Raw genomic sequence first — 23,744 nt, 5'->3', positions numbered from 1 at the left:
CCTTGCGCGGGGGCGGGTCAGTCGGTACCCGTCGAGCGGAAGCGGCGGTAGAGGGCCGTACCGGTGAGGAGGAGTACGGCGCTGCCGGCGACGGCGGGCACGGCGATGTCCATACCGGTGTGCGCCAGCGTGGACGTCGTCGGCTCGGCGACGGGGCGTGCCACGTGCGGGTGGTGCCGGGGGGCCGGGGCCTTCGGGGCCGGGGTGCGGGGCCGCGCGCCGGTGCCGTTGACCGAGTGGTTGTCCCGGGCCGGGTTGCCCACCCCGGCCACGTTGACGCTGTTGCCGCTGACGTTCACCGGCACCTCGACGGGGAGCTGGACGCCGTTGCCGGAGAGCACACCGGGCGAGTCCTTCGCGCTGCCGTGGGCGACGGCCCCGGCGGAGGCCGGTGAACCGGCCCGGGCGGAGCCGCGGTTGACGCAGGCGTTGCCGGCCGCCGGGTTGAGCAGCCCCACCACGTTCACGGTGTTGCCACACACGTTCACCGGCACGTGCACCGGGAGCTGGATGCCGTTTCCCGAGATCAGCCCGGGCGAGCCGGCCGCGGAGCCGTCGGCGGCGGCACCGCCGGCCGCGAAGGCCGCGGACACCGGCAGCGTCACGGCCATCGCTCCGGAGGCGGCGACGACGGCCATCACACCGTTACGGGTAGCCCGTCTCATAGGTTCCCTGCCTTCCACACTTCGTCGCGGGCACTCACCCGCATCCCGTAAAACGGCGGCGAACCATCCGAGTTATGGCTTATCGGTCTTTCACCCCGTCGAGCGACAGTGTTATCGAACTGCATGTAAAGACGCTCAATGATCGATAACGGGCATGGAGGGCCGGGCAGGGTACGGCACCGGGCCCCGCACCGCTCGCCGGGAGGCGGGCCGTGCGGAGCCCGCTTATGGTGATCCGAGGGCGCCGTCCCCGGTCCGCGACAGGCGTCCCGGGAGGCGATCGATGCTGGCCAAGCTGTCCACACGGCCCGCCGTGCGGCGCTGCGCGGGTACCGGAGTCCTCGCCCTGGCGCTGCTCGGCGCCGGGCTGCCCGCGGCCGACCGGCCGCAGCCCGACCTCTCGCGCTTCTACCGGCAGAAGGTGACGTGGGCGGCGTGCAAGGGTCCGGACATGCCGTCGGACCTGCAGTGCGGGAAGGTCACCGTCCCGCTCGACTACGCCCGGCCGCGCTCGGGCACGCTCGACGTGGCGCTCGCCCGTTACCAGGCCACCGGGAAGAAGCTGGGCTCCGTGCTGCTGAACTTCGGCGGCCCCGGCGGCGGCGGCATCAGTGGACTCGCCGCCGACGGCAAGGAGTTCATGGACCTGACCAACGGCTACGACGTCGTCACCTTCGATCCGCGCGGCGTCGGCCGCTCCTCCCCCGTCAGCTGCGGCGAGGGCAGCGCCGAGGCCTCGTCCGCGATGGACGACGAGACCGCTCTCGACCATCCGCAGGCGCTGCTCGCACAGTTGCGCACGGCCGCCGGCGAGTGCGCCCGGCACTCCGGTCCGGTGCTGCCCCACATAGGCACCGTGAACGCCGCCCGCGATCTGGACGTCATCCGCCAGGCCCTCGGCGACAAGCGGCTCAACTACCTCGGTTTCTCCTACGGCACGCGGCTCGGCGCGGTGTACGCGGCGCAGTTCCCGCACCGGGTCGGCCGGCTCGCCCTCGACGGCGTGGACACCCTGACCGAGCCGCTGTCCGAGCAGGGGGTGGCCGGCGCCGAGGGGCAGCAGACCGCGCTGGACGATTTCCTGGACTGGTGTGCGACGGACGTCGCCTGCCCGTTCGGCCAGGACCGGCGTGCGGCCGGCGACCAGGTGGTCGGGCTGGTGCACTCGCTCGACGCGAACCCGCTCCCGACGGAGTTCGGCGGCTCGTTCTCCGGACAGGACCTGGTCGGCGCCCTCGGCCAGGCCCTCTACAGCAAGCAGCTGTGGCCCTCCCTGGAGCGCGCCCTGGCCTCCCTGGTCCAGGACGGCGACACCCGGGGCGTGCAGAACTTCGGCACCGGTGGCGCCGGACTGCCCCCCGCCGGCCACCGCGACGGCGGCCTGGTCGATCCGCAGAACGTGCCGGCGGACAACCTCGAGGCCGCGCTGATGGCGATCAACTGCGCCGACGACCCCGACCGGCCCGGCGCGGCGCAGATCGCCAGGGACCTGAAGAACCTGCGGGCCGCGTACGACCGGGCCTCGCCGGTCTTCGGCCGCTACCGGCTCACCGAGCTGCTCATGTGCTACGGCCGCCCCAAGGGCACCGACTTCATCCGCGACCGGGTGAAGGACGTCGACTCGGCGAGGATGCTGCTCGTGGGCACGCGCGGCGATCCGGCGACGCCCTACCGGTGGACGGTGGAGACGGCCGCACGGCTCGGCCCGTCGGCGGTGGTGCTCGACAACAAGGGCGACGGCCACACCGGTTACACCTCCTCCACGTGCGTGCACCGGAAGATCGACGACTTCCTGCTCTACGGCTCCCTGCCGCCGAGCGGCAGCTCCTGCCCGGCGGACGGCAACAGCTGGAGCGCCACCACGAACCCCACCGGCTGAGAGCGGCGGGGACGCGCGCGGGTGACAGCCGGGCACCGGGCACAACCTCCCGGCCCTCCCGGCCGTCACACCGGGCAGAGCGCGCTCCGGCCGGCCGCGTCCCGTACCCGACCACGACAGGGGGAACCCGCATGCGCGTGCGCACCGCCCTCGCCGTACCCGCCGCCGCGACCGCCGCCGCGGGCCTGCTGCTCACCGCACCGCGGAGCCAGGCCGTCACGGCGGACCACGCCCGGCCCGGCCGCTGCGCCGAGAACTCGCTGGTGGTCCGGGCGAAGGCGGCGTCCGGCGATCCGACCGTGCTGCGGGTCAGCGTCACCCAGGGCGGCGCCCGCGCGTGCGTCGTCGACCGGGGTGCCCACGGTGACCTTCGGGGACCTGGACGGGGCCGCGCTGCCGACGCCCGAGGGCGGCACCGGCGGCTACCGGCCGGCGGCCGGGCGGACCGCGTACGCCGACGTCCGCACGATCGGCGACCCGGCGGACCCGGAGGCCCGCCGGGTGGACACCGTGACCGTGGCCGCCTCGGCCGCCCACCGGGGCCGCTCCTCCACCGCCGCGCGGCTCGGCGCCGGGCGGCGGGTCCTGGTGTGGGAGCCGGTGACGACGTGGTGGCAGCCCACGCGGGCGGCCGCGGACCGGGCCATCGGCCTCAGCCGGTGACCACCTCGGGCGCGTAGACCTCCAGCCACCGCGCGAGGTCCAGGGCGCGCTCCAGACCGCGCCGGCCCGCCTGGGTGCTGACCGGCGCCTCGCGCTCGGCGGCCTGGCGGAGCCGGTCGCGGTCGACGAGGTCGAAGACCGGGTGCGAGGGCCGGGAGAGCAGCTCCTTGGCCTGCTCCTGGAGGGCGCGGGCGTACCGCGGGTCCTGTGTGGACGGGTACGGGCTCTTGACCCGCTCGTACACCGACCGCGGCAGGACGTCCGCGGCCGCCTCGCGCAGCAGGCTCTTCTCCCGGCCGTCGAAGGACTTCAGCGCCCACGGCGCGTTGTAGACGTACTCCACCAGCCGGTGGTCGCAGTACGGCACCCGGACCTCCAGGCCGACGGCCATGCTCATGCGGTCCTTGCGGTCGAGCAGGGCGCGGACGAAACGGGTCAGGTGCAGATGGCTCATACGCCGCATCCGGTACTCGAAGTCGCTCTCGCCGTCGAGCCGTTCGATGCCGGCGACGGCGGTGCGGTAGCCGTCGGCGACGTAACTCTCCAGGTCCAGGGACTTGGCGAGGTCGGCGCGCAGCACGTCGGCCTCCTCGCCGAAGCGGCGTCCCATGGTGGCCAGCCAGGGGAAGGTGTCGGCGCGGCGTGCCTCCTCGTCGAAGAACTGCAGATAGCCGCCGAAGACCTCGTCGGCGGACTCCCCGGACAGGGCCACCGTGGACTTCTCCCGGATGGCTCGGAACAGCAGCAGCAGCGAGGCGTCCATGTCGCCGAAGCCGGCCGGCAGATCGCGGGCGCGGATCACCTGCTCGCGCACCGCGGGGTCGGCGAGCGCCTGCGCGCCCAGCACGATGTCCTGGTGGTCGGTGCCGGCGAGCCCGGCCACGTCGTGCACGAACGGCGTGTCGGGGGTGCCGCGCAGTTCGTCGGCGACGAAGTTGTCGGTCTGGCCGACGAAGTCGACGGCGAAGCTGCGCACCTTCTCGCCCTGTACGGCGAGTTGCCGGGCTGCGATCGCGGTCATGGCGGAGGAGTCGAGGCCGCCGGAGAGCAGGGTGCAGCGCGGGACGTCGGCGACCAGCTGGCGGCGCACGATGTCGTCGAGGAGCGAGCGCACGGTCGCGACGGTGGTGTCGCGGTCGTCGGTGTGCGGACGGGTCTGGAGGCGCCAGTAGACGCGGGTGGCCGGGCCGGAGCGGTCGACGGTGACGACCGTGCCGGGTTCCACCTCGCGCATGCCGTCCCAGATCGCGTGTCCGGGCGTCTTGATGAGGACGAACAGTTCCCGCAGCCCGTCCGGCGTCACCCGGCGGCGGGCCAGCGGGTTGGCGAGGATCGCCTTCGGCTCGGAGCCGAACAGGACGCCGTCGGACGTGGGGTGGTAGTAGAACGGCTTGATGCCCATGCGGTCGCGGATCATCACGAGCTTGTCGTGGCGGCCGTCCCAGACCGCGAACGCGTACATGCCGTTGAGCCGTTCGGCGACCGCGTCACCCCATTCGAGATAGCCGTGCAGGACGACCTCGGTGTCGGAGTCGGTGCTGAACCGGTGGCCGCGGCCCTGGAGTTCGGCGCGCAGTTCGGTGAAGTTGTAGGCCTCCCCGGAGTACACCATGGCGACGGTTCCCTCCGGGGCCGCCACGGACATCGGCTGACGGCCGCCGGGGAGGTCGATGATCGCGAGCCGGCGATGGCCCAGTGCGGCCGGGCCCTCGGCCCACACACCGCGGTCGTCCGGGCCGCGGCAGGCCATCGTCTCGGTCATCGCATGCACTGTGGTGGCCTCGGCGGTCAGGTCGCGGTCGAAGGAGACCCATCCTGTGATGCCGCACATGCGCTGCCTCCTGCCTCCGGCTCGCTTCGCGAGCAAACCAGATGTATCGAGCACCTATATGACGAGCCTCCGTCAGGTGTCCGACGCGGTCAACGCGGGCATCACACGAATGACCCACATCCCCCATGGTTTCGGCCGGGTTTTGCCTTCGCGAAATCCCCGGATCGCGGGGACTCCGGGCCGGCGGCGCAGCGAACCGGCCACCGGCAAAAACTTGGCCAAGCGGCCCGCGCGCCACCGCTTCACGGCCAGGGAGTCCCGCCTTCACGACCAGGAAGTCACGCCTTCACGGCCAGGAACGAGTCGAGCGCCCCGGTCAGCTCGGCCGGCTTCTCCAGGGGCAGCTCATGGCCCGCGTCGAGGATGCGGACGACCGCGTTCGGGTAGGCCTTGGCCATCCGCAGCATCTGCCGCACCGGCAGCTGGACGTCGTGGTAGCCGTGCACCATCAGCGTGGGCGTGCGGATCTCCCCGGCCCGGTCGAGGACGTCGAAGGCGCGCATCGCGCCGTACAGCGTCATCACGACCTCGCGCGGGGTGGCGGCGGAGGCGCGGATGTGCGCGCGGATCTCCTCGCGCGGGTAGCCGGGCGCGAAGGCGCGCTGGATGTTGGTGGCCACGAACAGCCGGTACGGCACCAGGGTCGAGGCCGCCATGAGCAGGCCCCGGCCACGGCTGTACGTCATCCGGCCGATGGTGCCGACCAGCGCCATCCGCTCCACCCGCTCGGGGTGGGTCAGGGCGATGGTCTGCGAGATCATCCCGCCCATCGAGTGGCCGACCAGCACGAACCGTTCGACCTGAAGGTGGTCGAGGAGGGCCAGGACGTCCCGCGCCAGCTCCGCGATCGTGCGCACCCCGGCCCCGGTGCTCTCCCCGTGCCCGCGCAGGTCCAGGCGGATCACCCGGCGTCTCGGCGAGAAGTGGGCGATCTGGTGGTCCCAGCGGTGCCGGTTCGCGGTCCAGCCGTGCACGAAGACCAGGGGCACCTCCGGTGCGTCACGGGGGCCCTCGTCGTCGTAGGTCAGGACCGCTCCGTCGACTTCGAGCTGCGGCATGTGAGGCCTCCTGCGGTGCGCTGCGTTCCGGGTTACTGGCCGGTACGGTAGCCGTCCGCGGGGCGCCGCGTCACCGTTGTCCGCCAAGGGATCAACGGCCTCCGCCCCCGGGGTCCGCGGGGCCCGGGGTCCGGATTACCCCGAATGCCGTACCTGTGAATCCGACCTATCGTGCTGTCATGGAGCACGCACTGAGTCCCGCGACCCTCGCCGAACTGCGGCGACCGCGTCCGTATCCGGCGGTGTCGGTGCTGACCCCGACGCACCGCCGCGAACCCGAGACCGGCCAGGATCCCGTCCGGCTGCGCAATGTCGTCACCGAGGCCCGCAGGCGCCTGGAGTCCGACCCCGCCGTGACCCGTGAGCGGCGCAACGACGTCGTGGCGCAGCTCGACCGGGCCCTGGCGGAGGTGGATCTGACGCATGCCGAGGACGGCCTGGTGATCTTCGCCGCCCCGGGCGAGCACCAGGTGTGGTCCCTGGCCCGTACCGTCCCCGAGCGGGTGGTGCTCTCGGACACCTTCCTCACCCGCAACCTGGTCGCCGCACAGGCCGCCGAACGCCCCTTCTGGGTGCTGTCGGTCTCCGCCGACCGCGTCACCCTGTGGAGCGGCGGCGAGGACCGGGTGGTGCAGGACCGCTCGGGCGGCTTCCCGCTGGAACGCAGACAGGTGAACTTCGACCCCGAGCGCCAGATGCGCACCGGCGGCCTGCCGAGCACGTTCAGCGACGAGGGCACCCGGCAGTTCCTGCGCGAGGCGGACACCGCCATGGCCGCGCTCCTGCGTGACCAGCCCCGCCCGCTGTACATCACCGGCGAGCAGGCGGCGCTGTCCCTGCTGGAGGAGGTCGGCAGCGCGGCCAAGGAGGCCACCCTGGTCCCGCACGGCGGCCTCGCGCAGGCCGGGCGCGAGGAGGTGTGGCAGGCGCTGCGGCCGGTGCTGGAGGAGGAAGCCCGCAAGGACACCGCGTCCGTGGTCGACGAACTGACCTCGGCGCGCGGCCACAAGACCTACGCGGCCGGTCTGGACGAGCTGTGGCAGAGCGCCCGCGACGGCCGGGTCCGGCTGCTGGCCGTGGAGGAGAACTTCCGGGCGACCGTCAACGACCTGGGCGGGCATCTGGTACCGGCCGAAGCCGGCGACCTGGACGCCCGCGAGGACATCGTGGACGAGATCGTCGAGCAGTGCCTGGAGACCGGCGCCGAGGTCCGCTTCGTGCCCGACGGCACGCTGGGCGACGCCAACGGAATCGCGGGCGTACTCCGGTACTGAGCCGTCCCCGGGCGGCTCCCCCGGCAGCGCTCCCTGCCCGGCGTACGCTACGGCGTGATCGTCGGCGTAAGGGAGCGCACGCATGGGTGACCTGCTGGGAGTCGCGGTACTGGGTGCGGGGCACATGGGGGCCGACCACATACGACGCCTCGACCAAGTGGTCAGCGGAGCCAGGGTCGCGGCGGTGGCCGACCCTGATGTGGAGCGGGCCGAGAAGGCCGCGGCCGGCGTCGGCGGAGTGACGGTGCACGCCGACCCGGTGGCCGCACTCGACGCGCCCGGCGTGGCGGCCGTGCTCATCGCCTCCCCCGGCCCCGCCCACGAGGAGGCGCTGCTCGCCGCCTTCGCCCGGGGGCTGCCGGTGCTGTGCGAGAAGCCCATGGTGCCCGACTCCACGGGTGCGCTGCGGGTGGTGGAGGCCGAGGCACGGCTGGGCCGACGGCTGGCGCAGATCGGCTTCATGCGCCGCTACGACGCCGAGTACCGCCGGCTCAAGGCGCTGCTGGACGGCGGCGCACTGGGCCGCCCCCTGATGCTGCACTGCACCCACCGCAACGTCTCCTCCCCCGGCGACTTCACCAGCGCCATGCTGATCAACAGCTCCGTCTCGCACGAGATCGACGCGGCCCGCTGGCTGCTCGGGCAGGAGCTGACGGCGGTGACGGTGCTGCGTCCCACGCCCTCGTCCGGCGCCCCCGAGGGCCTGCTCGACCCGCAGTTCGTGCTGTTCGAGACGGCGGGCGGCGCGCTGGTCGACGTGGAGGTGTTCGTCAACTCCGGCTTCGGCTACCAGGTGCGCTGCGAGGCCGTGTGCGAGCGGGGCAGCGCGCGGATCGGCGACGAGCACACCATGGTGGTCACCAGCGCGGGCAGCGCCCGCGAGGAGGTCGCGCAGGACTACCTCGTCCGGTTCGCCGACGCCTACGACCGCGAGCTGCAGGCCTGGGCGGATGCCACCCGGCGTGGCGAGGTCACCGGCCCGAGCGCCTGGGACGGTTACGCCGCCTCTGTCGTCGCCGAGGCCGGGGTCCGGTCGCTGGAGACCTGCGACCGGGAAGCCGTGGAACTCGCCCCGCGCCCGGACCTGTACGCGCGTTGAACCAGTCCTCCGTCGCGGCGCCGACGGTGACGGTACGGGAAGCGGTTGGGGCCGACCATGGCGAAGTCGTACATGCCGCCCCCGAAGCCGGTGCCGATGTCAAGCAGGTCGCCGTTGCACCGGGCCAGGGTCTCGCCGTCCTTGCCGTCGGCGGACGGGGTGGCGCTGAGCTTCCACGGGTACCGGCGGGCCGTCCCGCCCGGCTGGTCGAAGACCGGGTGGCCGCCGCCGAGGGTGATGCCGCTGCGGTCGTCGAAGCCGCGTACGCCCTTCAGGCGGCCGAAGTAGTGGTCGAAGCCGCGGTTCTCCTGCATGAGGATCGCCACGCGCCGGACGTCCCGGATGGTGCCGCTCGCGGTGGTCGCCGCGGTGGCCGTGGTGCGCGTGCCGGCGCCGAGTGCCGCTCCCGCCGCCGCTGATGCGCCGAGCCCGACGAATCCTCTACGGCTGATCGGTGTCATTGGCACCGTCCGCGTCCCCTTCGGTGCCCCTGCGGCACGCCGCGCGCCAGGGTGCCCGCGGCGATCGCCGGGGTCCATACCGGAGCGGTGGGCGAAGGTGAACGGAAGTCGAAGTCGCCCGGGGCTCGCCTCACACCCCGCCGAACAGCGCGCCCAGCCCCCGCTCCACCACGTGGGCCAGGTCCTCCTGTCCCGCCCCCACCACCCCGTAGGTGCGCAGCAGGAAGCGGCGCAGGGCCGACGCGGGGAACTGCAGCAGGGCCAGGCCGTGCGGTGAGTGGAACTCCACGACCGTCCGGGTGCGGCCGTAGGGCCAGATCTGCACGTCCCCGTGGCCGGCCGGGGCGCGCAGCCCCTGGTCGAGCAGGGAGCGCGCGAAGATCCAGGTGACCTCCTCGCCGTCCAGGGCGGCCTCGGCCGGGAAGTCCACGTAGACGGCCAGGGGGTCGTCCGTGGTGTAGCGCAGCGTGGCCGACACGGGGATCTCCTGGTCCTCGGCGGTGATGAGCCGGGCCTGGGCGGGCTGTTCGACTGTGATGGCGTCCATGCCTTAATGGAGTCTTCGAAGGCGCCTCGCATGCCGCGAAATCCGGTCAGACTTCGACAGGTACAAGACGCTTCCCGCACGCCGGAACACAGATGCGACGAACATGCGTGTGAGTGCCGAGGGAAAGCGGGCCCGGGAGAGACAACTCGCGTAGTTCTCCTAAGACTTGGCTCGTCCGACGCGTACGTCATTCGTGCGCGGGGATCACTCCGGGAAGACTCTGGCATATGCCGGAAGCACCACCGTATCGTGTGTTGCCAAATCCCTTACGGGGCGTCGCGGGCTGTGCGAAAGTCGTAACCGGTCCCCCCGTCCTCCCCGGCCGTATCGTCCCCCAACGGAGTGCGTCATGCCGTCACCGGTCTCCGCGGACCGCCCAGCCGCCCAGCCACCCGGACGTGGCTCGGTCGAGGCGCTGATCACGCAGACGCGGCGGCTCAAGGGCGACGTGGACGCCGTACGGCGGGACACCCCGGGCGACGGAGCGGACCCCGAGGAACGCTGGCAGCGCGCCCTGTACGACCTCGCGCTGCACCAACTCGAGGATCTGGACGCCCACTTGGCGCAGCTGCGGGACGGACCGGCCGCCGGGCCCGCGGAACCCGCCGAGGCGCACCCGGTCCGGGCCACGCCCGCCGCGGCCCCGGGCGGCTCGCTGCTCAGCCGTGTCGGCAGCGCGGAGTGGAACCTGCTGACGGACGAGGCGACCTGGTCCGGGGAGCTGTACCAGATCCTCGGCCTGGACCCGGACGCCCCCGCCCTGACCCTGGACGAGCTGCCCTCGCTCGTCCTGGAGGAGGACCGGCCGAAACTGACCGCGATGGTGACGGACTGCCTGGTCGACGGCAAACCCATCGACGGCGAGTTCCGCGTCGTACGGCCCGGGGGCTCCGTGCGGGCGGTGCACATGATGGGCGAACCCGTGCTCGGCGCCGACGGCGGCACGGCCTCGATGTGGGCCGTGCTGCGCGACGTCAGCCAACTGCGCCGCTGCCGGCGGACGGAGCGCGAGACCCGTGACTCGCTGCGGCGTCAGCGCCGGCAGGAGCAGACCGAGCACCGGATCGCGGCCGAGCTGCAGGAAGCCGTGCTACCGCCATGGCGCGGCTCCCTGCGGCTCCCGCACCAGGGGCCGCCCGCCCTCGACCTCGCCGCCCGCCGCCTCCCCGCGGCCACCACCACACCGCTCGGCGGCGACTGGTACGACGTGCTGGAACTGTCCGACGGCGACACCCTGCTGAGCGTCGGCGGCCTCACCGGGCACGGGGTGGCCGTCGCCTCCGGGATGGCGATGCTGCTCGGCGCCGTACGCGGCATGGCGCTGGCCGGCAGCCCGCCCGGTGAACTGCTCGGCATGCTCAACCAGTTACTGGACGCCACGGTGCAGCCCGCCCTCGGCAGCGCCGTCTGCTGCCGCTACCGGCCGGAGAACCGCACCCTGGTCTGGGCGCAGGCAGGACACCCCGCCCCGCTGCTGTACCGCGACGGGGCGGGGCGGGTGCTGAACGCACCGGACGGCGTCCTCCTCGGCGCCACCTCGGGCGCCGTCTACGGACAGGCCGAGGACCCCCTCCAGCCGGGTGACCTGCTGCTCCTGCACACCGACGGGCTGGTGCCGGGGCACAGCCCGGGCGCGGCCGTGGACCGCCTGCTCGACCTCGCGCCACGGTTCGGCGCGGCGCGCACCGCGCAGGACTGCCTGCGGACGGTGGTCGAGGAGTTCGGCGGAGCCGGGCGCGAGGACGACGCCTGCGTGCTCGTCGCCAGGGTCACCGCATGAGCTGACGCAACCGACCTTGCCGACGTAACCGCTGTTGCCGACGTAACCGATGTCGTTGCCGGAATCCGGCGCACGGGCCCGGTGCCCGTGCGCTCACGCCTGTGCGCTGCCCGCGCCCTTGGACCTCGGCTTGGGCAGGGCGAGCCGGATCTCCTCCCGCAGTTCGTGGATCCTCGGATAGCCGGCGTACTCCGCGGTCAGCCGGTACATCTGCCGCAGCCGGTCCCAGGTGCGACGGGAGGAGTTCGACCCCATCGACATCAGGGCCAGCCGGGCGTAGCGGTCGGCCTGCTCGGGGTCGTCGGCGATGAAGCAGGCCGAGGCCATGGACAGATGGTCGAAGATCTTCGACCGCTCCCGCCCGTCGACGCGCAGGGCCAGGGCCTTCTCCGCGTAGTGCTGGGCGTGCACGGCCGCGCTCGGGTCGAACTCGGCCAGGGTGCGGTAGGCGAGGGCCTGCATGCCGTACAGGTCCTCGTCCTTGAAGGTCTGCATCCAGTCCAGCGGTTCGCCGTCGCCGCGGTCGGCGACGAACATGTCCTCCGCCCGCCCGAGCGTGCGGCGCATGGCCTGCCCCTTGCCCATCGAGGCCTGCGCCCAGGCCTCGATGGTGTGGAACATCGCCTTCGTGCGCGGCTGCAGGCGGTCGCCGGCGCCGTCCTGGGCGAGTTTCATCAGGTCCAGTGCGTCGTCGGGCCGGCCGAGGTGCACCATCTGCCGGGCCGCCCGGGACAGGGCCTCGCCGGCGCGGGGGCGGTCTCCGCCCTCGCGGGCGGCGTGGGCGGCGATGACGAAGTACTTCTGCGCCGTGGGCTCCAGGCCGACGTCGTGCGACATCCAGCCCGCGAGGACGGCGAGGTTGGCGGCGACGCCCCACAGGCGCCGCTGGAGATGGGGTGGATGGTGGTAGGCGAGCATGCCGCCCACCTCGTTGAGCTGGCCCACGACCGCCTTGCGCTGAAGCCCGCCGCCACGGGCCGCGTCCCAGGCACGGAACACCTCGACCGAGCGCTCCAGTTCCTCAACCTCCTGCGACCCGATGGGGGCGGCCTCATAGCGGTCGAACCCAGCGGGGTCGGCGTGCAGGGGGTCGTCGAGGACGGGGGCGTCGGCCTTCAGGGCCGGGTCGGTGTGCAGCCAGTCGTACATGGCGCTGCTGAGTGCGGATCCCGCGGCGAGCGCGGCACCCGCGCCCACCAAGCCGCGTCGGTTGAGCATGAGGTCCATTCCCGTGAATTCGGTGAGGACCGCGGCGGTCCGCTCGGGCGCCCACGGCACGCCGTCGGGATGTTCCTCGATCCCGTCGCCCTGCCGTTTCCCCGCACGCCCGTGCCGTACCAGACCGAGGTCCTCGATGGTCACGACACGGCCGAGACGCTCGGTGAACAGGGCCGCCAGCACCCGCGGTACGGGATCGCGCGGGATCTCTCCCATGTCGATCCACCGACGGACCCGGGAGGTGTCGGTCGACAGCTGGGGGTGGCCCATGGCCGCCGCCTGCTTGTTGACCAGCCTCGCGAGTTCGCCCTTGGACCAGCCGGCCAGGCCGAACAGGTCCGCCAGGCGGGTGTTGGGTTGTCCGCTCACGTCAAGCCCCCAGGTTCTCGGCTGAGTTGACAGTAGCCCCGTGGAGGTTGCCGGGCGACTATTCGCCAGGGTTCGCCAGGGTCCGCCAGATGGTGTGCCACTGGGCATCGGGTGTCGAGTAGGAACGCGCCACCCCGACCCGGTCGCCGCTCGGCTCGCCGAGCTGACGGTTGCATTCCCCAGGGTGCACCCGGGCGGCCGGGCCGGGCAGGCGCACGCTCGCAGTGCATGCGAACGGAGTACGGGCTCCCCCGTGCGCCGGCCTCGCGCATGTGCCCCGAGCACGCACCACAGGCAGGCACCGCAGGCACACGAAGGGATCTGTATCTCCCATGTACGCAGCATCGTCCTCCGTGTCCGCCCCGCCCCGGCCGCTGCGCTCCCGCCCCGCGGGCGGCGGGCCGTATCTGGACCCGGCGGCGCGGCCGGGCGGCCCCGTGCCGGTCGCGGGCCGGCTCCGGCGGGTGCCGGGCCAGGTCGGCACCGGGCCGCTCAGCGGCAGACTCGACCTGTCCGGTCCCCAGGGCGCGCAGCTGCGCACCGCGATCGCATCGGTGCACCGGATCTGTCCGGAGTTCACTCCGGTGCAGGTGCTGCGGCGCAGCGGACGGTCCGTCCTCCTGGTCGGCACGGCGGGGCGCGGCACGGCCGTGGCCAAGTGTCTGCTGGACCACTCGCCCGCCTGGGCCGAGCGGATCCGCCACGAAATAGCCGCATACCGCTCGTTCGTCCGGCACCGGCCACCGGTCCGCGTGCCCCGGCTGATCGCGGCGGACCCGGACAACTGCACCCTGGTCATCGAGCGGGCGCCGGGCCGGGTGGCGGCGCTGCAGCGTCATCCGGCGGAGGTGCCGCCCCGCCCGGACATCCGGGCAGCGCTGGGCGCGATCTGCCGGGTGAACGCCTGGCGGCCCCCGGCGGGCACCTTCGACATGCCGCTGGACTACGGCGCCCGGATCTCCCGGTACCACGAGCTGGGCCTGCTCACCGACCGGGACCTCGGCGACCTCCAGAAGCTGCTGCACGGCATCGCCCATGAGGTGGGCCGGCACGGCATGCTCCAGTTCAACCACGGCGACGCCCTGCTGTCGAACATCCTGCTGTCACCGGCCGGTCCAGTGCTGGTGGACTGGGAGCACGCGGGCTGGTACCTGCCGGGGTACGACCTGGCGACGCTGTGGCTGGTCCTCGGGGACGCGCCGGTGTCCCGGCGGCAGATCAGCCAGATCGCCCAGTCGGCGGGCCCGGCCTCCCGGGACGCCTTCCTGGTGAACCTGATGCTGGTGCTGACCCGGGAGATCCGGACGTACGAGACGGCCGTGCAGCGTTCGATGCACGAAGTGGCCCCGGCGGCACCGGGCCCGGCCCACCCGGGTGCCGCGCCGTCCGGCGAGGAACAGCGGCTGCTGCTCAGGCGGTTGCACGACGACTGCCAGATGGCCCGCAAGGCCGTACGGGCGGCGGTCGGCACTCGCTGACGTCGCTGACGGGGACGAAGGTCCGCGGCGCGCCAGAGCGGCGGCGCACCGCGGACCTTCGCGTGCCCGGACCTTCGCGTGCCCGGACCTTCGCGTGCGCGGACCTTCGGGCACCGCGGGCCTTCGCGTGGGCGGACCGGCGTGTGCTCGGACCGGCGTGTGCTCGCACTGTCCTGCGTTCGGGCCGTCGTCCGCTCGGGCCGTCCTCCGCTCGTCCCGTCGTGAGTCCGGCGTTCGTGGGCTCGGGCGTTCTCGGGTCGGGTGTTCGAGTGGCCCGGCCTTCATGAGTTCGCGCAGGCCGGGGCCACTGGTGTACGCCAGTGACGCCCCGCAGGCCCGCGCACCGCCGTGGCGAAACTCGCCGAAAACCCTTCGTGACATGGGAAATCGCCGTCCTCGCGGCATCATTGACGGATCGTCGGCCAGCGGGTACCACTGACCCAGCTCGGCGCCGCACGCCCCGCCACTGCCCGCCCGTCACAGGAGGCCGCATTGCGAGGTTCCGCCACTGATTCCGCGTCCGCACCCGGCCCAAGACATCTGCGGCGGGCCGCCGGCCCGCTCGCCTCGGCGGCCCTGCTGCTGCCGTTGCTCGGCGCGGCCCCCGCCCAGGGCGCCACGGACGCCTCCGCCGGCCGGCTGCAGCACGCGTTCGCCACCGCGGCGGCCGAGTACCACGTGCCGCAGAGCGTCCTGCTCGCCGTCTCCTACCTCCAGTCCCGCTGGGACTGGCACGCCGGCGCGCCGAGCGTGAGCGGCGGCTACGGCCCGATGCACCTGACGGACGCCCGCACCGCGATCGCCACCACGGAGCACTACGCCGAGGGCACCGAGGACGCCCGGGGCGACGCCGCCCGCGCGGCCGTGCACCCGGAGATCCAGGTGCCGGCCGACTCCGCGCTGCCGGCCCGGCTCAAAACCCTGCCGAAGGCCGCGCGGCTGACCGGACGGCCGGCCGAGGAACTGCGCACCGACCCGGCGGCGAACGTGGCCGGCGGCGCCGCCCTGCTCGCCGCCGCGCAGCAGGAGCTGGGCGAGCCGCTGAGCGCCGACCCGGCCGACTGGTACGGCGCGGTGGCCCGCTTCTCCGGCGCCGACGACACGGCCACCGCCAGGGCGTACGCCGACGACGTGTACGACGTGCTGCGCACCGGCGAGGAGCGCGTCACGGACGACGGCCAGCTGGTCGCGCTCGCCGCCCAGCCCCGGCTCACCGCCGACACCGCCCAGCTGCGGCGGGCCGGGCTGGGCACGCTGCCCACGGACGGCGTCGAGTGTCCGAACTCGGTGTCCTGCGAGGCGGTCTGGGCGCCGTACGCGCAGTTCGGGAGCAACGACTACGGCAACCACGACCTCGGCGACCGGCCGGTGTCGCAGAGCATCAAATACATCGTCATCCATGACACGGAGGGCGCCTGGGACGGAGTGCTGAACCTGATCCAGGACCCGGCCTATGTGTCGTGGAACTACACGATCCGCTCCACGGACGGTCTGATCGCCCAGCACGTGAAGGCCAAGGACGTGGCCTGGCACGCGGGCAACTGGTACGTCAACGCCAAGTCCGTCGGCATCGAGCATGAAGGTTTCCTCGCGAACCCGGACGCCTGGTACACCGAGGCGATGTACCGCTCCTCGGCCCGGCTGGTGAGGTACCTCGCCGCCAAGTACGGCATCCCGCTGGACCGGCAGCACATCCTGGGCCACGACAACGTGCCCGGCCCGACCACGTCCACGATTCCCGGCATGCACACCGACCCTGGCCCGTACTGGGACTGGCGGCACTACTTCCAGCTGCTGGGCCACCCCTTCAAGCGCACGGCCGGCAAGAGGGGCGGGCTGGTGACGATCCTGCCGGACTACGCCGCGAACCAGCCGGTGTACATGGGCTGCACCACCAGCGGCGAGCCGTGCACGGCGCACGGCTCCAGCGAGGTGCGGCTGTACTCGGACCACGACGTCAACGCGCCGCTGATCAAGGACATCGGGCTGAAGAAGGACCCGACCGAGGACGTGAACGACCTGTCCTCCCGCGTCTCCACCGGCCAGCAGTACGCGGTCGCGGACCGCTGGGGCGACTGGACCGCGATCTGGTACCTGGGCCAGAAGGCCTGGTTCCGGAACCCGCCCGGGGAGCCGGCGGCGGTTCCCGCCAAGGGGCTGGTGATCACCCCGAAGGAGGGCCTGACGAGCATTCCGGTGTACGGCAGGGCCTACCCGGAACAGGCGGCCTACCCGGCGGGCGTGCCCCCGCAGTCGGTCGTCCCGCTGCCGTACACGATCCCGGCCGGGCAGAGGTACGTGGTCGGTGACGAGGTGCCGGGCGAGTACTACTACTCGGTCACCTTCACCACCGACTCGCACCGGGTCGTGGTGGGCAAGGACCTGTACTACGAGATCCAGTACGGCCACCGGGTGGGATTCGTCCGCGCCGCGGACGTGACCCTCGAGGGCTCGGCGAGCTAGCCGCGCGCGGCCTCAGCCCTGCTGGAAAAGCTCCGCCGGGAGCGGCTTCAGCAGGGCGTACAGGTCGTCGGTGATGGGACGGTCCCAGGCGGCGATGGTGACGAGGACGCCGTCGCTGCGGTCGAACTGGACGCAGGAGATCCGGGACTCGGACAGCTTCAGCCGCCGCACGATGAGGAGGTTGTCGCCCTGGAGGACCGGGGTGTCCTCGACGCCGACGACCGTGACCTCCTCGTCGTTCTCCAGCGCGAGCAGCAGCTGGCCCACCTCGAAGGGGATCTCGCCCTCGGCGACCTCCCGGGCCGGGGAGCCCTCGGGGAGATTGCCGATGATCATGGCGGGGCCGCGGCCGCCGAAGAGGTCGTAGCGCAGGAAGACACCCTGGCAGGTGCCGTCGGGCGCGGGCAGCAGACCCGCGCCGAGGTTGCCCGGCCAGTCGCCCGGGTCCATGGCCAGCACGTCGAAGTCGGGTCCGGCGGGGGTGGCGCTGCGGCGGCGGAGGAACGACATGCGGCCATGGTACGTGGGCTCTGCGAGGCGCGCCGGGAAGGGGCCGTCAGTGGCTGCGCTGATCTTTCGCCAGCGGGGCTCATCGTGGCTGGTCGCGCGGTTCCCCGCGCCCCTTCGGGCGCGTCCGTCGGGACGGGGGGTGCCACTCAGCTCAAGGGGCAGCTGGTCAGCAGGGTGGCCGCCGTCGCACCGGGCGGGCGGGGGACCGTGTGGTCGGCGGGCGGGAGGGCGGCGCCGGTGAGCCAGCCCTCCAGGGCCGCGAAGGCCGCGTGGTGGCAGGGCACCATCGGGCGCAGCCGGTCGGGGAAGGCGTCGACCAGGGAGTCGGTGTGGGTGCCGTCCTCGATGCGGTAGTAGCGCAGCAGGGAGCCGCGTCCGGCCGCGTGGACCATGCGCGCGTAGACGTCGGAGTCCTGGCTGATCGGCAGCAGTGCGTCGAGGGTTCCCTGGAGGGTGATCAGCGGTTTGCCGATGCGCCCGGTGAGGGCGATCCGGTCGACCGCGCGGTGGACGGCCGCGGGCCGGGCCGCGTAGTCGTAGTCGGCGTCGCAGCCCGGGGTGCCGGAGGCGCAGAACGGCGTGCCGGCCTCGGTGGCGCCGTCGTAGCCCGGGTCGAGTTCCTCCCGGTAGACGCGCTGGGTGAGGTCCCAGTAGACCTGGTAGTGGTACGGCCACAGGAACTCCGAGCCGGGCGGGAAGCCGGCCCGGTGCAGGGCTGCCGCAGCGTCGGCGGCTCCGGGGCCGCCGGCGGCGTACGCCGGGTAGTGGCGCAGCGCCTGCGGCAGGAAGGTGAGCAGGTGGGGCCCGCCGGCGCGCCAGAGGGTGCCTTCCCAGTCGACTCCGCCGTCGTACAGCTCGGGGTGGTTCTCCAGCTGCCAGCGGACCAGGTAGCCGCCGTTGGACAGGCCGGTGGCGATGGTGCGGACGGGCGGCCGGTGGTAGCGCTGGGCGACCACGGCGCGGGCCGCGCGGGTGAGCTGGGTGAGGCGGGTGTTCCATTCGGCGATGGCGTCGCCGGGCCGCCGGCCGTCGCGGTAGAAGGCGGTGCCGGTGTTGCCCTTGTCGGTGGCGGCGTAGGCGTAGCCGCGGGCGAGCACCCAGTCGGAGATGGCCTTGTCGTTCGCGTACTGCTCGCGGTTGCCGGGCGTGCCGGCGACGACCAGGCCGCCGTTGAAGTGGTCGGGCAGCCGGATGACGAACTGGGAGTCGTGGTTCCAGCCGTGGTTCGTGTCGGTGGTGGAGCTGTCCGGGAAGTAGCCGTCGATCTGGATGCCCGGTACGCCGCTGGGCGTGGGCAGGTCCTTGGGGGTGAGTCCGGCGTAGTCGGCCGGGTCGGTGTGGCCGGAGGCCACGGTGCCGGCGGTGGTCAGCTCGTCCAGGCAGTCGGCCTGCTGACGGGCGGCACCGGGCACCCGGAGCCCGGTACGGCCGGCGCAGTGGCCGTCCGGTACGCCGGCGGGTGCCGCCGTGGCGGCCGGGGTGGCCAGGAGCAGGCAGGCCGCGGTGAGCGACAGGGCGGGGAGGGTGCCTCGGCGGGTGGGCCGTCTGTGCGGTGTGGTCGGCATACGGGTTCCTCCGGCTGTGGATGGACGCGCTGGAGGCTAGGCGCGGAGTGGGCGCGCCGGACATGTGTGGGGGCGCCATGAAGACGACCCGGGCAGCGTTGTCGGACACCATGACCGGCCCCGGCTGACCTGGTGTCAGGGGGAGCCGCTGCCCGCGATGGTGCAGGGAACCGTGGTAGGTCCGTAGGGGTGTGGGGTGACGAACGTGTCGTAGCGGCCCATGTACTGCGGAGTTCCCTTGGCCGGGCCCGGCCGCCGCTGGTGGTGGCCCTGCCCGGCGCTCACCCCTCCGGGGGCACCGGGGGCACCACGGCGATCGGGCTGGCCGCGTGCAGCAGGACGGCCTGGGTGACGGAGCCCATCATGCGGGCCGGTGCGAGCAGGCGCCGCCGGTGCCGGCCGACGACGACCAGCTCGGCATCCTTGGAGGCGGCCACGAGGTGGCCGGCCGCGTCGCCGGGCAGCGCCTCGGCATCGGCGCGGACCTCGGGGTGCCGCTCGCGGTGCGGGGCGAGGAAGCCCTCGGCGAGGGCGCGGGTCTCGTTCTCGACGGCGGACTGGTCGATCTGGGGCGGCACCAGCTGGCCGGGGGCCGACCAGGTCTGCACCGGCCACGGATAGGCGGCGATCACCTGGAGGCGTGCGCCGCGCAGGGCGGCCTCGGTGAAGGCGAAGGCGAGGGTCGCCTCGTCCGGGCTGTCGGCGTGCAGGCCGACCACCACCCGGGGGCCGGGCTCGGCCGGGCCCTCGCCGTGCACCTGCCGGCCGGGCCGGGGTACGACGACCACCGGGCACTCGGCGTCCCGGGCGGCGGCGAGCCCGTTGGAGCCGAGCAGCAGGCTGGCGAAGCCGCCACGGCCCCGGGAGCCGAGGACCAACAGCTGGGCGTCGGCGCCGAGTTCGGGCAGTACGGCGCCGGGTCCGCCCTCCAGGGCGACGTACTCGACGGCGGTTTCCGCGCTGCGGTCCGCGAGCCGGGCGTGCACGTCGTCCAGCACCGGGTCGCCCTCCACCTGGGGTGGCGCGGCGACCAGCACATCGGCCTGGCCCCAGGCGGCGTACTGCCGTACGTGCACCACCCGCAGCGGTGCGGCGCGGCGGCGTGCGGCGTCGACGGCCCACTCCAGCGCGCGCAGGCTGTCGTCGGAGCCGTCGACCGCGGCGATGACCGGCGCAGTGCTCATCGTCCTCACCTTCCGGAACACGACCTTCCCCGTGCTGGGGCCAGCCTGGCGCAGGCGTCGGTCCCAGCGGGGTCCTGGTGGTCGCGTGTCCGGGAATCCGCGCGGAACACCGCCGGTTCGGCTGCCGGTGTCCGCGCGGTGCCGGTCCGGTGCCGGTGGCGCCGGTCGCGCCGCCGGGCCGGATCAGGTGAGGTCGAACTCGCCTTCCCGGGCTCCGGAGACGAAGGCGCCCCATTCGGCGGGCGTGAAGATCAGGGATGGGCTCTCCGGACGGCCGCTGTTGCGCATGGCGATGAAGCCCTCGACAAAGGCGATCTGGACATCGCCCAGACCTCGGCTGCTGGACTGCCACTCGGCCTTGCTGAGGTCCAGCTCCGGCTTGTCCCAGCCCGCGAGCGGCTTGTGCTGGGTGGTGGTCTCGGCCACGTCCGTGCTCCTCCCGGTTCGTCGTCCGCGGGTCAGCCTAGCGACCGCTCACGACGCCCGACAGGCCACGTGGGGAGGACTTTCAGGACTCCGGTGGCCGCGCTCCCACGAGCCACATGGAGAAGAACTGCGAGCCGCCGCCGTAGGCGTGTCCGAGCACCCTGCGGGCACCGTCGACCTGGTGTTCTCCGGCCTGGCCGCGTACCTGGAGGGCGGCCTCGGCGAAGCGGATCATGCCGGAGGCGCCGATGGGGTTGGTGGAGAGCACGCCGCCCGACATGTTGACGGGCAGGTCACCGTCGAGCTCGGTCACCCCGGACTCGGTGAGCTTCCAGCCCTCGCCCTCCTCCGCGAAGCCCAGGTTCTCCAGCCACATCGGCTCGTACCAGGAGAACGGCACGTACATCTCGACGGCGTCGATGTCCCGGCGCGGGTCGGCGATGCCGGCCTGCCGGTAGACGTCGGCGGCGCAGTCCTTGCCGGCCTGCGGGGAGACGAAGTCCTTGCCCGCGAACAGGGTGGGCTCGCTGCGCATGGCGCCGCCGAGCACCCAGGCCGGCGGCCGGGGCGCGCGGGCGGCTCCGGCACGGTCGGTGAGGACCATGGCGCAGGCGCCGTCCGAGGAGGGGCAGGTCTCGGAGTAGCGGATGGGGTCCCACAGCATGGGCGAGGCCTGGACCTTCTCCAGGGTGATGTCGTGCTCGTGCAGGTGGGCGTAGGGGTTCTTCAGGGCGTTGCGCCGGTCCTTGTAGGCGACGAGGGAGCCGACGGTGTCGGGGGCGCCGCTGCGTCGCATGTAGGCGCGCACATGGGGGGCGAAGAAGCCGCCGGCGCCGGCGAGCAGGGGCTGCTGGAAGGGGATCGGCAGGGACAGGCCCCACATGGCGTTGGACTCGGACTGCTTCTCGAAGGCGAGGGTGAGGACGGTGCCGTGGACGCGGGCGGCGACCAGGTTCGCGGCCACCAGCGCGGTCGACCCGCCGACGGAGCCCGCCGTGTGCACCCGGAGCATGGGCTTGCCGACGGCGCCGAGGGCGTCGGCCAGGTACAGCTCGGGCATCATCACGCCCTCGAAGAAGTCGGGCGCCTTGCCGATGACGACGGCGTCGATGTCGGCCCAGGTCAGCTCGGCGTCCTTCAGGGCCCTTCGGGCCGCCTCGCGGACGAGTCCGGCGATCGAGACGTCCCGGCGGGCGGCGACGTGCTTGGTCTGGCCGACGCCGACGACGGCCACGGGCTCCTTGCTCATCGTGGATCCCCTTCGAGTACGGCGACCAGGTTCTGCTGCAGGCAGGGGCCGGAGGTGGCGTGGGCGAGGGCGCGGTCGGAGGCGCCGCGGTGGATGCGGGCGGCGGCCTCGCCGATGCGGATCAGTCCGGCGGCCATGACGGGGTTGGCGGCGAGCGCCCCGCCGGAGGGGTTGACGCACACGTCGTCGCCGAGGCGGAGCGCCTTGCGCAGGACCACCTCCTGGGAGCTGAACGGGGCGTGCAACTCGGCCGTGTCGACGGGCCGTTCGAAGGCTCCGGCCTTCTCGGCGGCGAGCCGGGTGGACGGTGAGTCGGTGAGGTCGCGGACACCGAGGCTGTGGGCCTCGATGCGGTGGTCGATGCCGCGGATCCAGGCGGGCCGCTCGCACAGCCGGCGGGCCCGCTCCCCCGCCGCGAGGATCACGGCCGCGGCGCCGTCGCCGACGGGCGGGCAGTCGCCGGTGCGCAGCGGCCGTACGACGTAGTCGCCCTGCGGCACCGGCCCCTTGAGCTGGGCGTGCGGGTTGGCCTCCGCGTCGGCCCGGCTGCGGGCGGCGACGGCGGCGAGCGCGGGTTCGTCGGTGTGGCCGGCGTCCATGAGTGCCTGTGCCTGGAGGGCGGCGAGGGCTACGGAGTCGGGCCACAGGGGGGCGACGTAGTAGGGGTCGAGCTGGCGGGTGAGGACGTCCCGCACCGAGCCGGGCGAGCACTTGCCGTAGGAGTAGACGAGCGCGGTGTCGGCGTCGCCGGTGAGCAGCTTGGTCCAGGCCTCGTACAGCGCCCAGGCTCCGTCCATCTCGACGTGGCTCTCGGAGATCGGCGGCCAGGCGCCGACGCCGTCGAGGGCGAGGGTGAAGGAGAAGGCGCGGCCGGCGAGGTAGTCGCTGGAGCCGGAGCAGGTGAAGCCGATGTCGGCGGTCCTGAGGCCGGTCCGGTCCAGCACCTCGTGCAGGACCGGCATGAGCATCTCGACCTCGGAGGACTCCTCGGTGGAGCGCCGGTGGTCGGTCTGGGCGAAGGCGACGACCGCGATCTCCCGGGTCACAGCAGCTCCTTGTAGGTGTCGTAGTCGGCGTCGGGCTCGCCGGTGGGCCGGTAGTGGTCGGGGTAGCGGGCGCCCTCGGTCCACACGGGCTCCACGCGCAGGCCCATGCGCACCTGGTCGTAGGGGATGCCGCCGATCCGGGCGTGCAGGGCGAGGTCGGCGCCGTCGAGGGCGATGTGCGCGTAGACGTAGGGCACCTCGATGTCGAGGTTCTTAGCCTTGATGTTGACGATGCAGAAGGTGGTGACGGTGCCGCGGGGACCTACTTCGACGTGTTCCGCCGTGGCCACGCCACAGGTGGGACACGCACCCCTCGGGGGGACGTACACCTTGCGGCAGGAGGGACAGCGTTCGCCGACGGTCCGCCGTTCGGAGAGGGCGTTGATGTAGTCGGACTGGGCGCGGCCGGGTGAGTAGGTGTAGTCCAGGCGGGCGGGGGCGGTGATCCCGGCGAGCGGGTCGGTGAACTCGCCGGTGTGGTCCCCCGGTTGCTCCGGCTCTCCGTCGTACGGCTCGAAGCAGGCGATGTCGGTGATGGCGCCCGTGCGGTCCCCGGCCCAGCGGGCGCGGACGCGCATTCCGGTGTGCACGGCGTCCGGGCCGGGGGCGTCGAGGGCGTGCAGCAGGGCGGTGCCGGCGCCGTCCAGCCGGACCAGGACCCAGGCGAAGGGCGTGTCGAGGGGCTGGCCGCGGCGCGGCTCGTGGTTCCAGGCCCAGGTGGTGACCGTGCCCGTGGGGGCGACCTCCACCAGGTCGCGCAGCTCCTCGGCGGTGACGGGGTCGTACTCGACGGGCGGGACGAGGATGCGTCCGTCGCTGGTCCTCACGCCGAGGACGACGCGTTCGCGCAGCCCGGTGAGGAAGGCGCTCTGGACGGGACCGAGGGAGCGGGTGAAGGGGAACTCGACGACGAGGGGTGCTCTGAGGACTTCCGGCATCGGGGCTTGCCTCCTTGAGAAGGTGGGCGGTGGAGGCGCCC

General features: G+C 73.2%; 20 protein-coding genes. 7 read left to right on the top strand and 13 right to left on the bottom strand.

Annotated features, from left to right (window positions below):
• Positions 1-17 precede the first annotated feature (17 nt).
• The gene (locus ABB07_RS35170; RefSeq protein WP_208902497.1) at positions 18-665 is read right to left on the bottom strand and encodes a chaplin family protein; all 648 of its coding nucleotides are present in this window, start codon (positions 663-665) and stop codon (positions 18-20) included.
• Between the two features lie 283 nt (positions 666-948).
• Between ABB07_RS35170 and ABB07_RS35165 the strand changes: the two genes are divergently transcribed.
• Together ABB07_RS35165 and ABB07_RS41165 are read left to right on the top strand one after the other, a co-directional pair.
• Complete coding sequence (locus ABB07_RS35165) at positions 949-2,544, top strand: alpha/beta hydrolase (RefSeq protein ID WP_208902496.1); 1,596 nt, start codon at positions 949-951, stop codon at positions 2,542-2,544.
• 363 nt (positions 2,545-2,907) lie between these two features.
• Positions 2,908-3,207, top strand: coding sequence for a hypothetical protein (locus ABB07_RS41165; protein ID WP_244189620.1), 300 nt, complete (start codon positions 2,908-2,910; stop codon positions 3,205-3,207).
• Here ABB07_RS41165 and asnB read toward each other — a convergent pair.
• Both asnB and ABB07_RS35150 read right to left on the bottom strand, forming a co-directional pair.
• Positions 3,197-5,038 carry an asparagine synthase (glutamine-hydrolyzing) gene (gene asnB / locus ABB07_RS35155; RefSeq protein WP_208902495.1) on the bottom strand — a complete coding sequence of 614 codons (1,842 nt, stop codon included), beginning with the start codon at positions 5,036-5,038 and terminating at the stop codon, positions 3,197-3,199. The genes ABB07_RS41165 and asnB overlap by 11 nt on opposite strands.
• A gap of 278 nt (positions 5,039-5,316) precedes the next feature.
• Positions 5,317-6,096: an alpha/beta fold hydrolase gene (locus ABB07_RS35150; RefSeq protein WP_208902494.1), complete on the bottom strand. Its 780-nt coding sequence runs from the start codon at positions 6,094-6,096 to the stop codon at positions 5,317-5,319.
• A gap of 179 nt (positions 6,097-6,275) precedes the next feature.
• Between ABB07_RS35150 and ABB07_RS35145 the strand changes: the two genes are divergently transcribed.
• Positions 6,276-7,370, top strand: a complete 1,095-nt coding sequence (locus ABB07_RS35145; protein WP_208902493.1) for a baeRF3 domain-containing protein — start codon at positions 6,276-6,278, stop codon at positions 7,368-7,370.
• Between the two features lie 82 nt (positions 7,371-7,452).
• Positions 7,453-8,469, top strand: a complete 1,017-nt coding sequence (locus ABB07_RS35140) for a Gfo/Idh/MocA family protein (RefSeq protein WP_208902492.1) — start codon at positions 7,453-7,455, stop codon at positions 8,467-8,469.
• Here the strand turns inward: ABB07_RS35140 and ABB07_RS42105 are convergent.
• Together ABB07_RS42105 and ABB07_RS35130 are read right to left on the bottom strand one after the other, a co-directional pair.
• Complete coding sequence (locus tag ABB07_RS42105) at positions 8,367-8,930, bottom strand: alkaline phosphatase family protein (RefSeq protein ID WP_208902491.1); 564 nt, start codon at positions 8,928-8,930, stop codon at positions 8,367-8,369. The two genes, ABB07_RS35140 and ABB07_RS42105, sit on opposite strands and share 103 nt — an antisense overlap.
• A 130-nt stretch (positions 8,931-9,060) precedes the next feature.
• The gene (locus tag ABB07_RS35130) at positions 9,061-9,477 is read right to left on the bottom strand and encodes an SsgA family sporulation/cell division regulator (RefSeq protein ID WP_208902490.1); all 417 of its coding nucleotides are present in this window, start codon (positions 9,475-9,477) and stop codon (positions 9,061-9,063) included.
• A gap of 349 nt (positions 9,478-9,826) precedes the next feature.
• Between ABB07_RS35130 and ABB07_RS35125 the strand changes: the two genes are divergently transcribed.
• On the top strand, positions 9,827-11,257 hold the full coding sequence (locus tag ABB07_RS35125) for a PP2C family protein-serine/threonine phosphatase (protein ID WP_208902489.1): 1,431 nt from the start codon (positions 9,827-9,829) through the stop codon (positions 11,255-11,257).
• A 93-nt stretch (positions 11,258-11,350) separates the two neighbouring features.
• Here the strand turns inward: ABB07_RS35125 and ABB07_RS35120 are convergent, their stop codons facing one another.
• Positions 11,351-12,844: a DNA-binding protein NsdB gene (locus ABB07_RS35120; RefSeq protein ID WP_208902488.1), complete on the bottom strand. Its 1,494-nt coding sequence runs from the start codon at positions 12,842-12,844 to the stop codon at positions 11,351-11,353.
• Positions 12,845-13,176: 332 nt separating this feature from the next.
• Between ABB07_RS35120 and ABB07_RS35115 the strand changes: the two genes are divergently transcribed.
• Both ABB07_RS35115 and ABB07_RS35110 read left to right on the top strand, forming a co-directional pair.
• Positions 13,177-14,322, top strand: a complete 1,146-nt coding sequence (locus ABB07_RS35115) for an aminoglycoside phosphotransferase family protein (protein WP_208902487.1) — start codon at positions 13,177-13,179, stop codon at positions 14,320-14,322.
• A 492-nt stretch (positions 14,323-14,814) separates the two neighbouring features.
• On the top strand, positions 14,815-16,785 hold the full coding sequence (locus ABB07_RS35110; RefSeq protein WP_208902486.1) for an N-acetylmuramoyl-L-alanine amidase: 1,971 nt from the start codon (positions 14,815-14,817) through the stop codon (positions 16,783-16,785).
• A gap of 12 nt (positions 16,786-16,797) precedes the next feature.
• Here ABB07_RS35110 and ABB07_RS35105 read toward each other — a convergent pair whose 3' ends face one another.
• From ABB07_RS35105 to ABB07_RS35075, 7 genes are all read right to left on the bottom strand, one after another.
• Positions 16,798-17,295, bottom strand: a complete 498-nt coding sequence (locus tag ABB07_RS35105; RefSeq protein WP_030339601.1) for a glycosyltransferase family protein — start codon at positions 17,293-17,295, stop codon at positions 16,798-16,800.
• A gap of 146 nt (positions 17,296-17,441) precedes the next feature.
• Positions 17,442-18,860: a 3-hydroxybutyrate oligomer hydrolase family protein gene (locus tag ABB07_RS35100; RefSeq protein ID WP_208902485.1), complete on the bottom strand. Its 1,419-nt coding sequence runs from the start codon at positions 18,858-18,860 to the stop codon at positions 17,442-17,444.
• A 281-nt stretch (positions 18,861-19,141) separates the two neighbouring features.
• Positions 19,142-20,044 carry a universal stress protein gene (locus ABB07_RS35095; protein ID WP_208902484.1) on the bottom strand — a complete coding sequence of 301 codons (903 nt, stop codon included), beginning with the start codon at positions 20,042-20,044 and terminating at the stop codon, positions 19,142-19,144.
• A gap of 183 nt (positions 20,045-20,227) precedes the next feature.
• Positions 20,228-20,470, bottom strand: coding sequence for a DUF397 domain-containing protein (locus ABB07_RS35090; RefSeq protein ID WP_055704613.1), 243 nt, complete (start codon positions 20,468-20,470; stop codon positions 20,228-20,230).
• Positions 20,471-20,552: 82 nt separating this feature from the next.
• Positions 20,553-21,719 (bottom strand): thiolase domain-containing protein, encoded by a 1,167-nt coding sequence (locus ABB07_RS35085; RefSeq protein WP_208902483.1) that lies wholly within the window; start codon positions 21,717-21,719, stop codon positions 20,553-20,555.
• Positions 21,716-22,765 carry a thiolase domain-containing protein gene (locus ABB07_RS35080; RefSeq protein ID WP_208902482.1) on the bottom strand — a complete coding sequence of 350 codons (1,050 nt, stop codon included), beginning with the start codon at positions 22,763-22,765 and terminating at the stop codon, positions 21,716-21,718. Before ABB07_RS35080 ends, ABB07_RS35085 begins: the two co-directional genes overlap by 4 nt.
• Complete coding sequence (locus ABB07_RS35075; RefSeq protein ID WP_208902481.1) at positions 22,762-23,703, bottom strand: Zn-ribbon domain-containing OB-fold protein; 942 nt, start codon at positions 23,701-23,703, stop codon at positions 22,762-22,764. The genes ABB07_RS35080 and ABB07_RS35075 overlap by 4 nt, the downstream gene beginning before the upstream one ends.
• Between the last annotated feature and the right edge of the window lie 41 nt (positions 23,704-23,744).

Origin of the sequence: Streptomyces incarnatus (genome assembly GCF_001027185.1) — a bacterium.
GTDB classification, from domain to species: Bacteria; Actinomycetota; Actinomycetes; order Streptomycetales; family Streptomycetaceae; genus Streptomyces; species Streptomyces puniciscabiei.
This window is presented reverse-complemented; position numbering and strand designations above follow the sequence as displayed.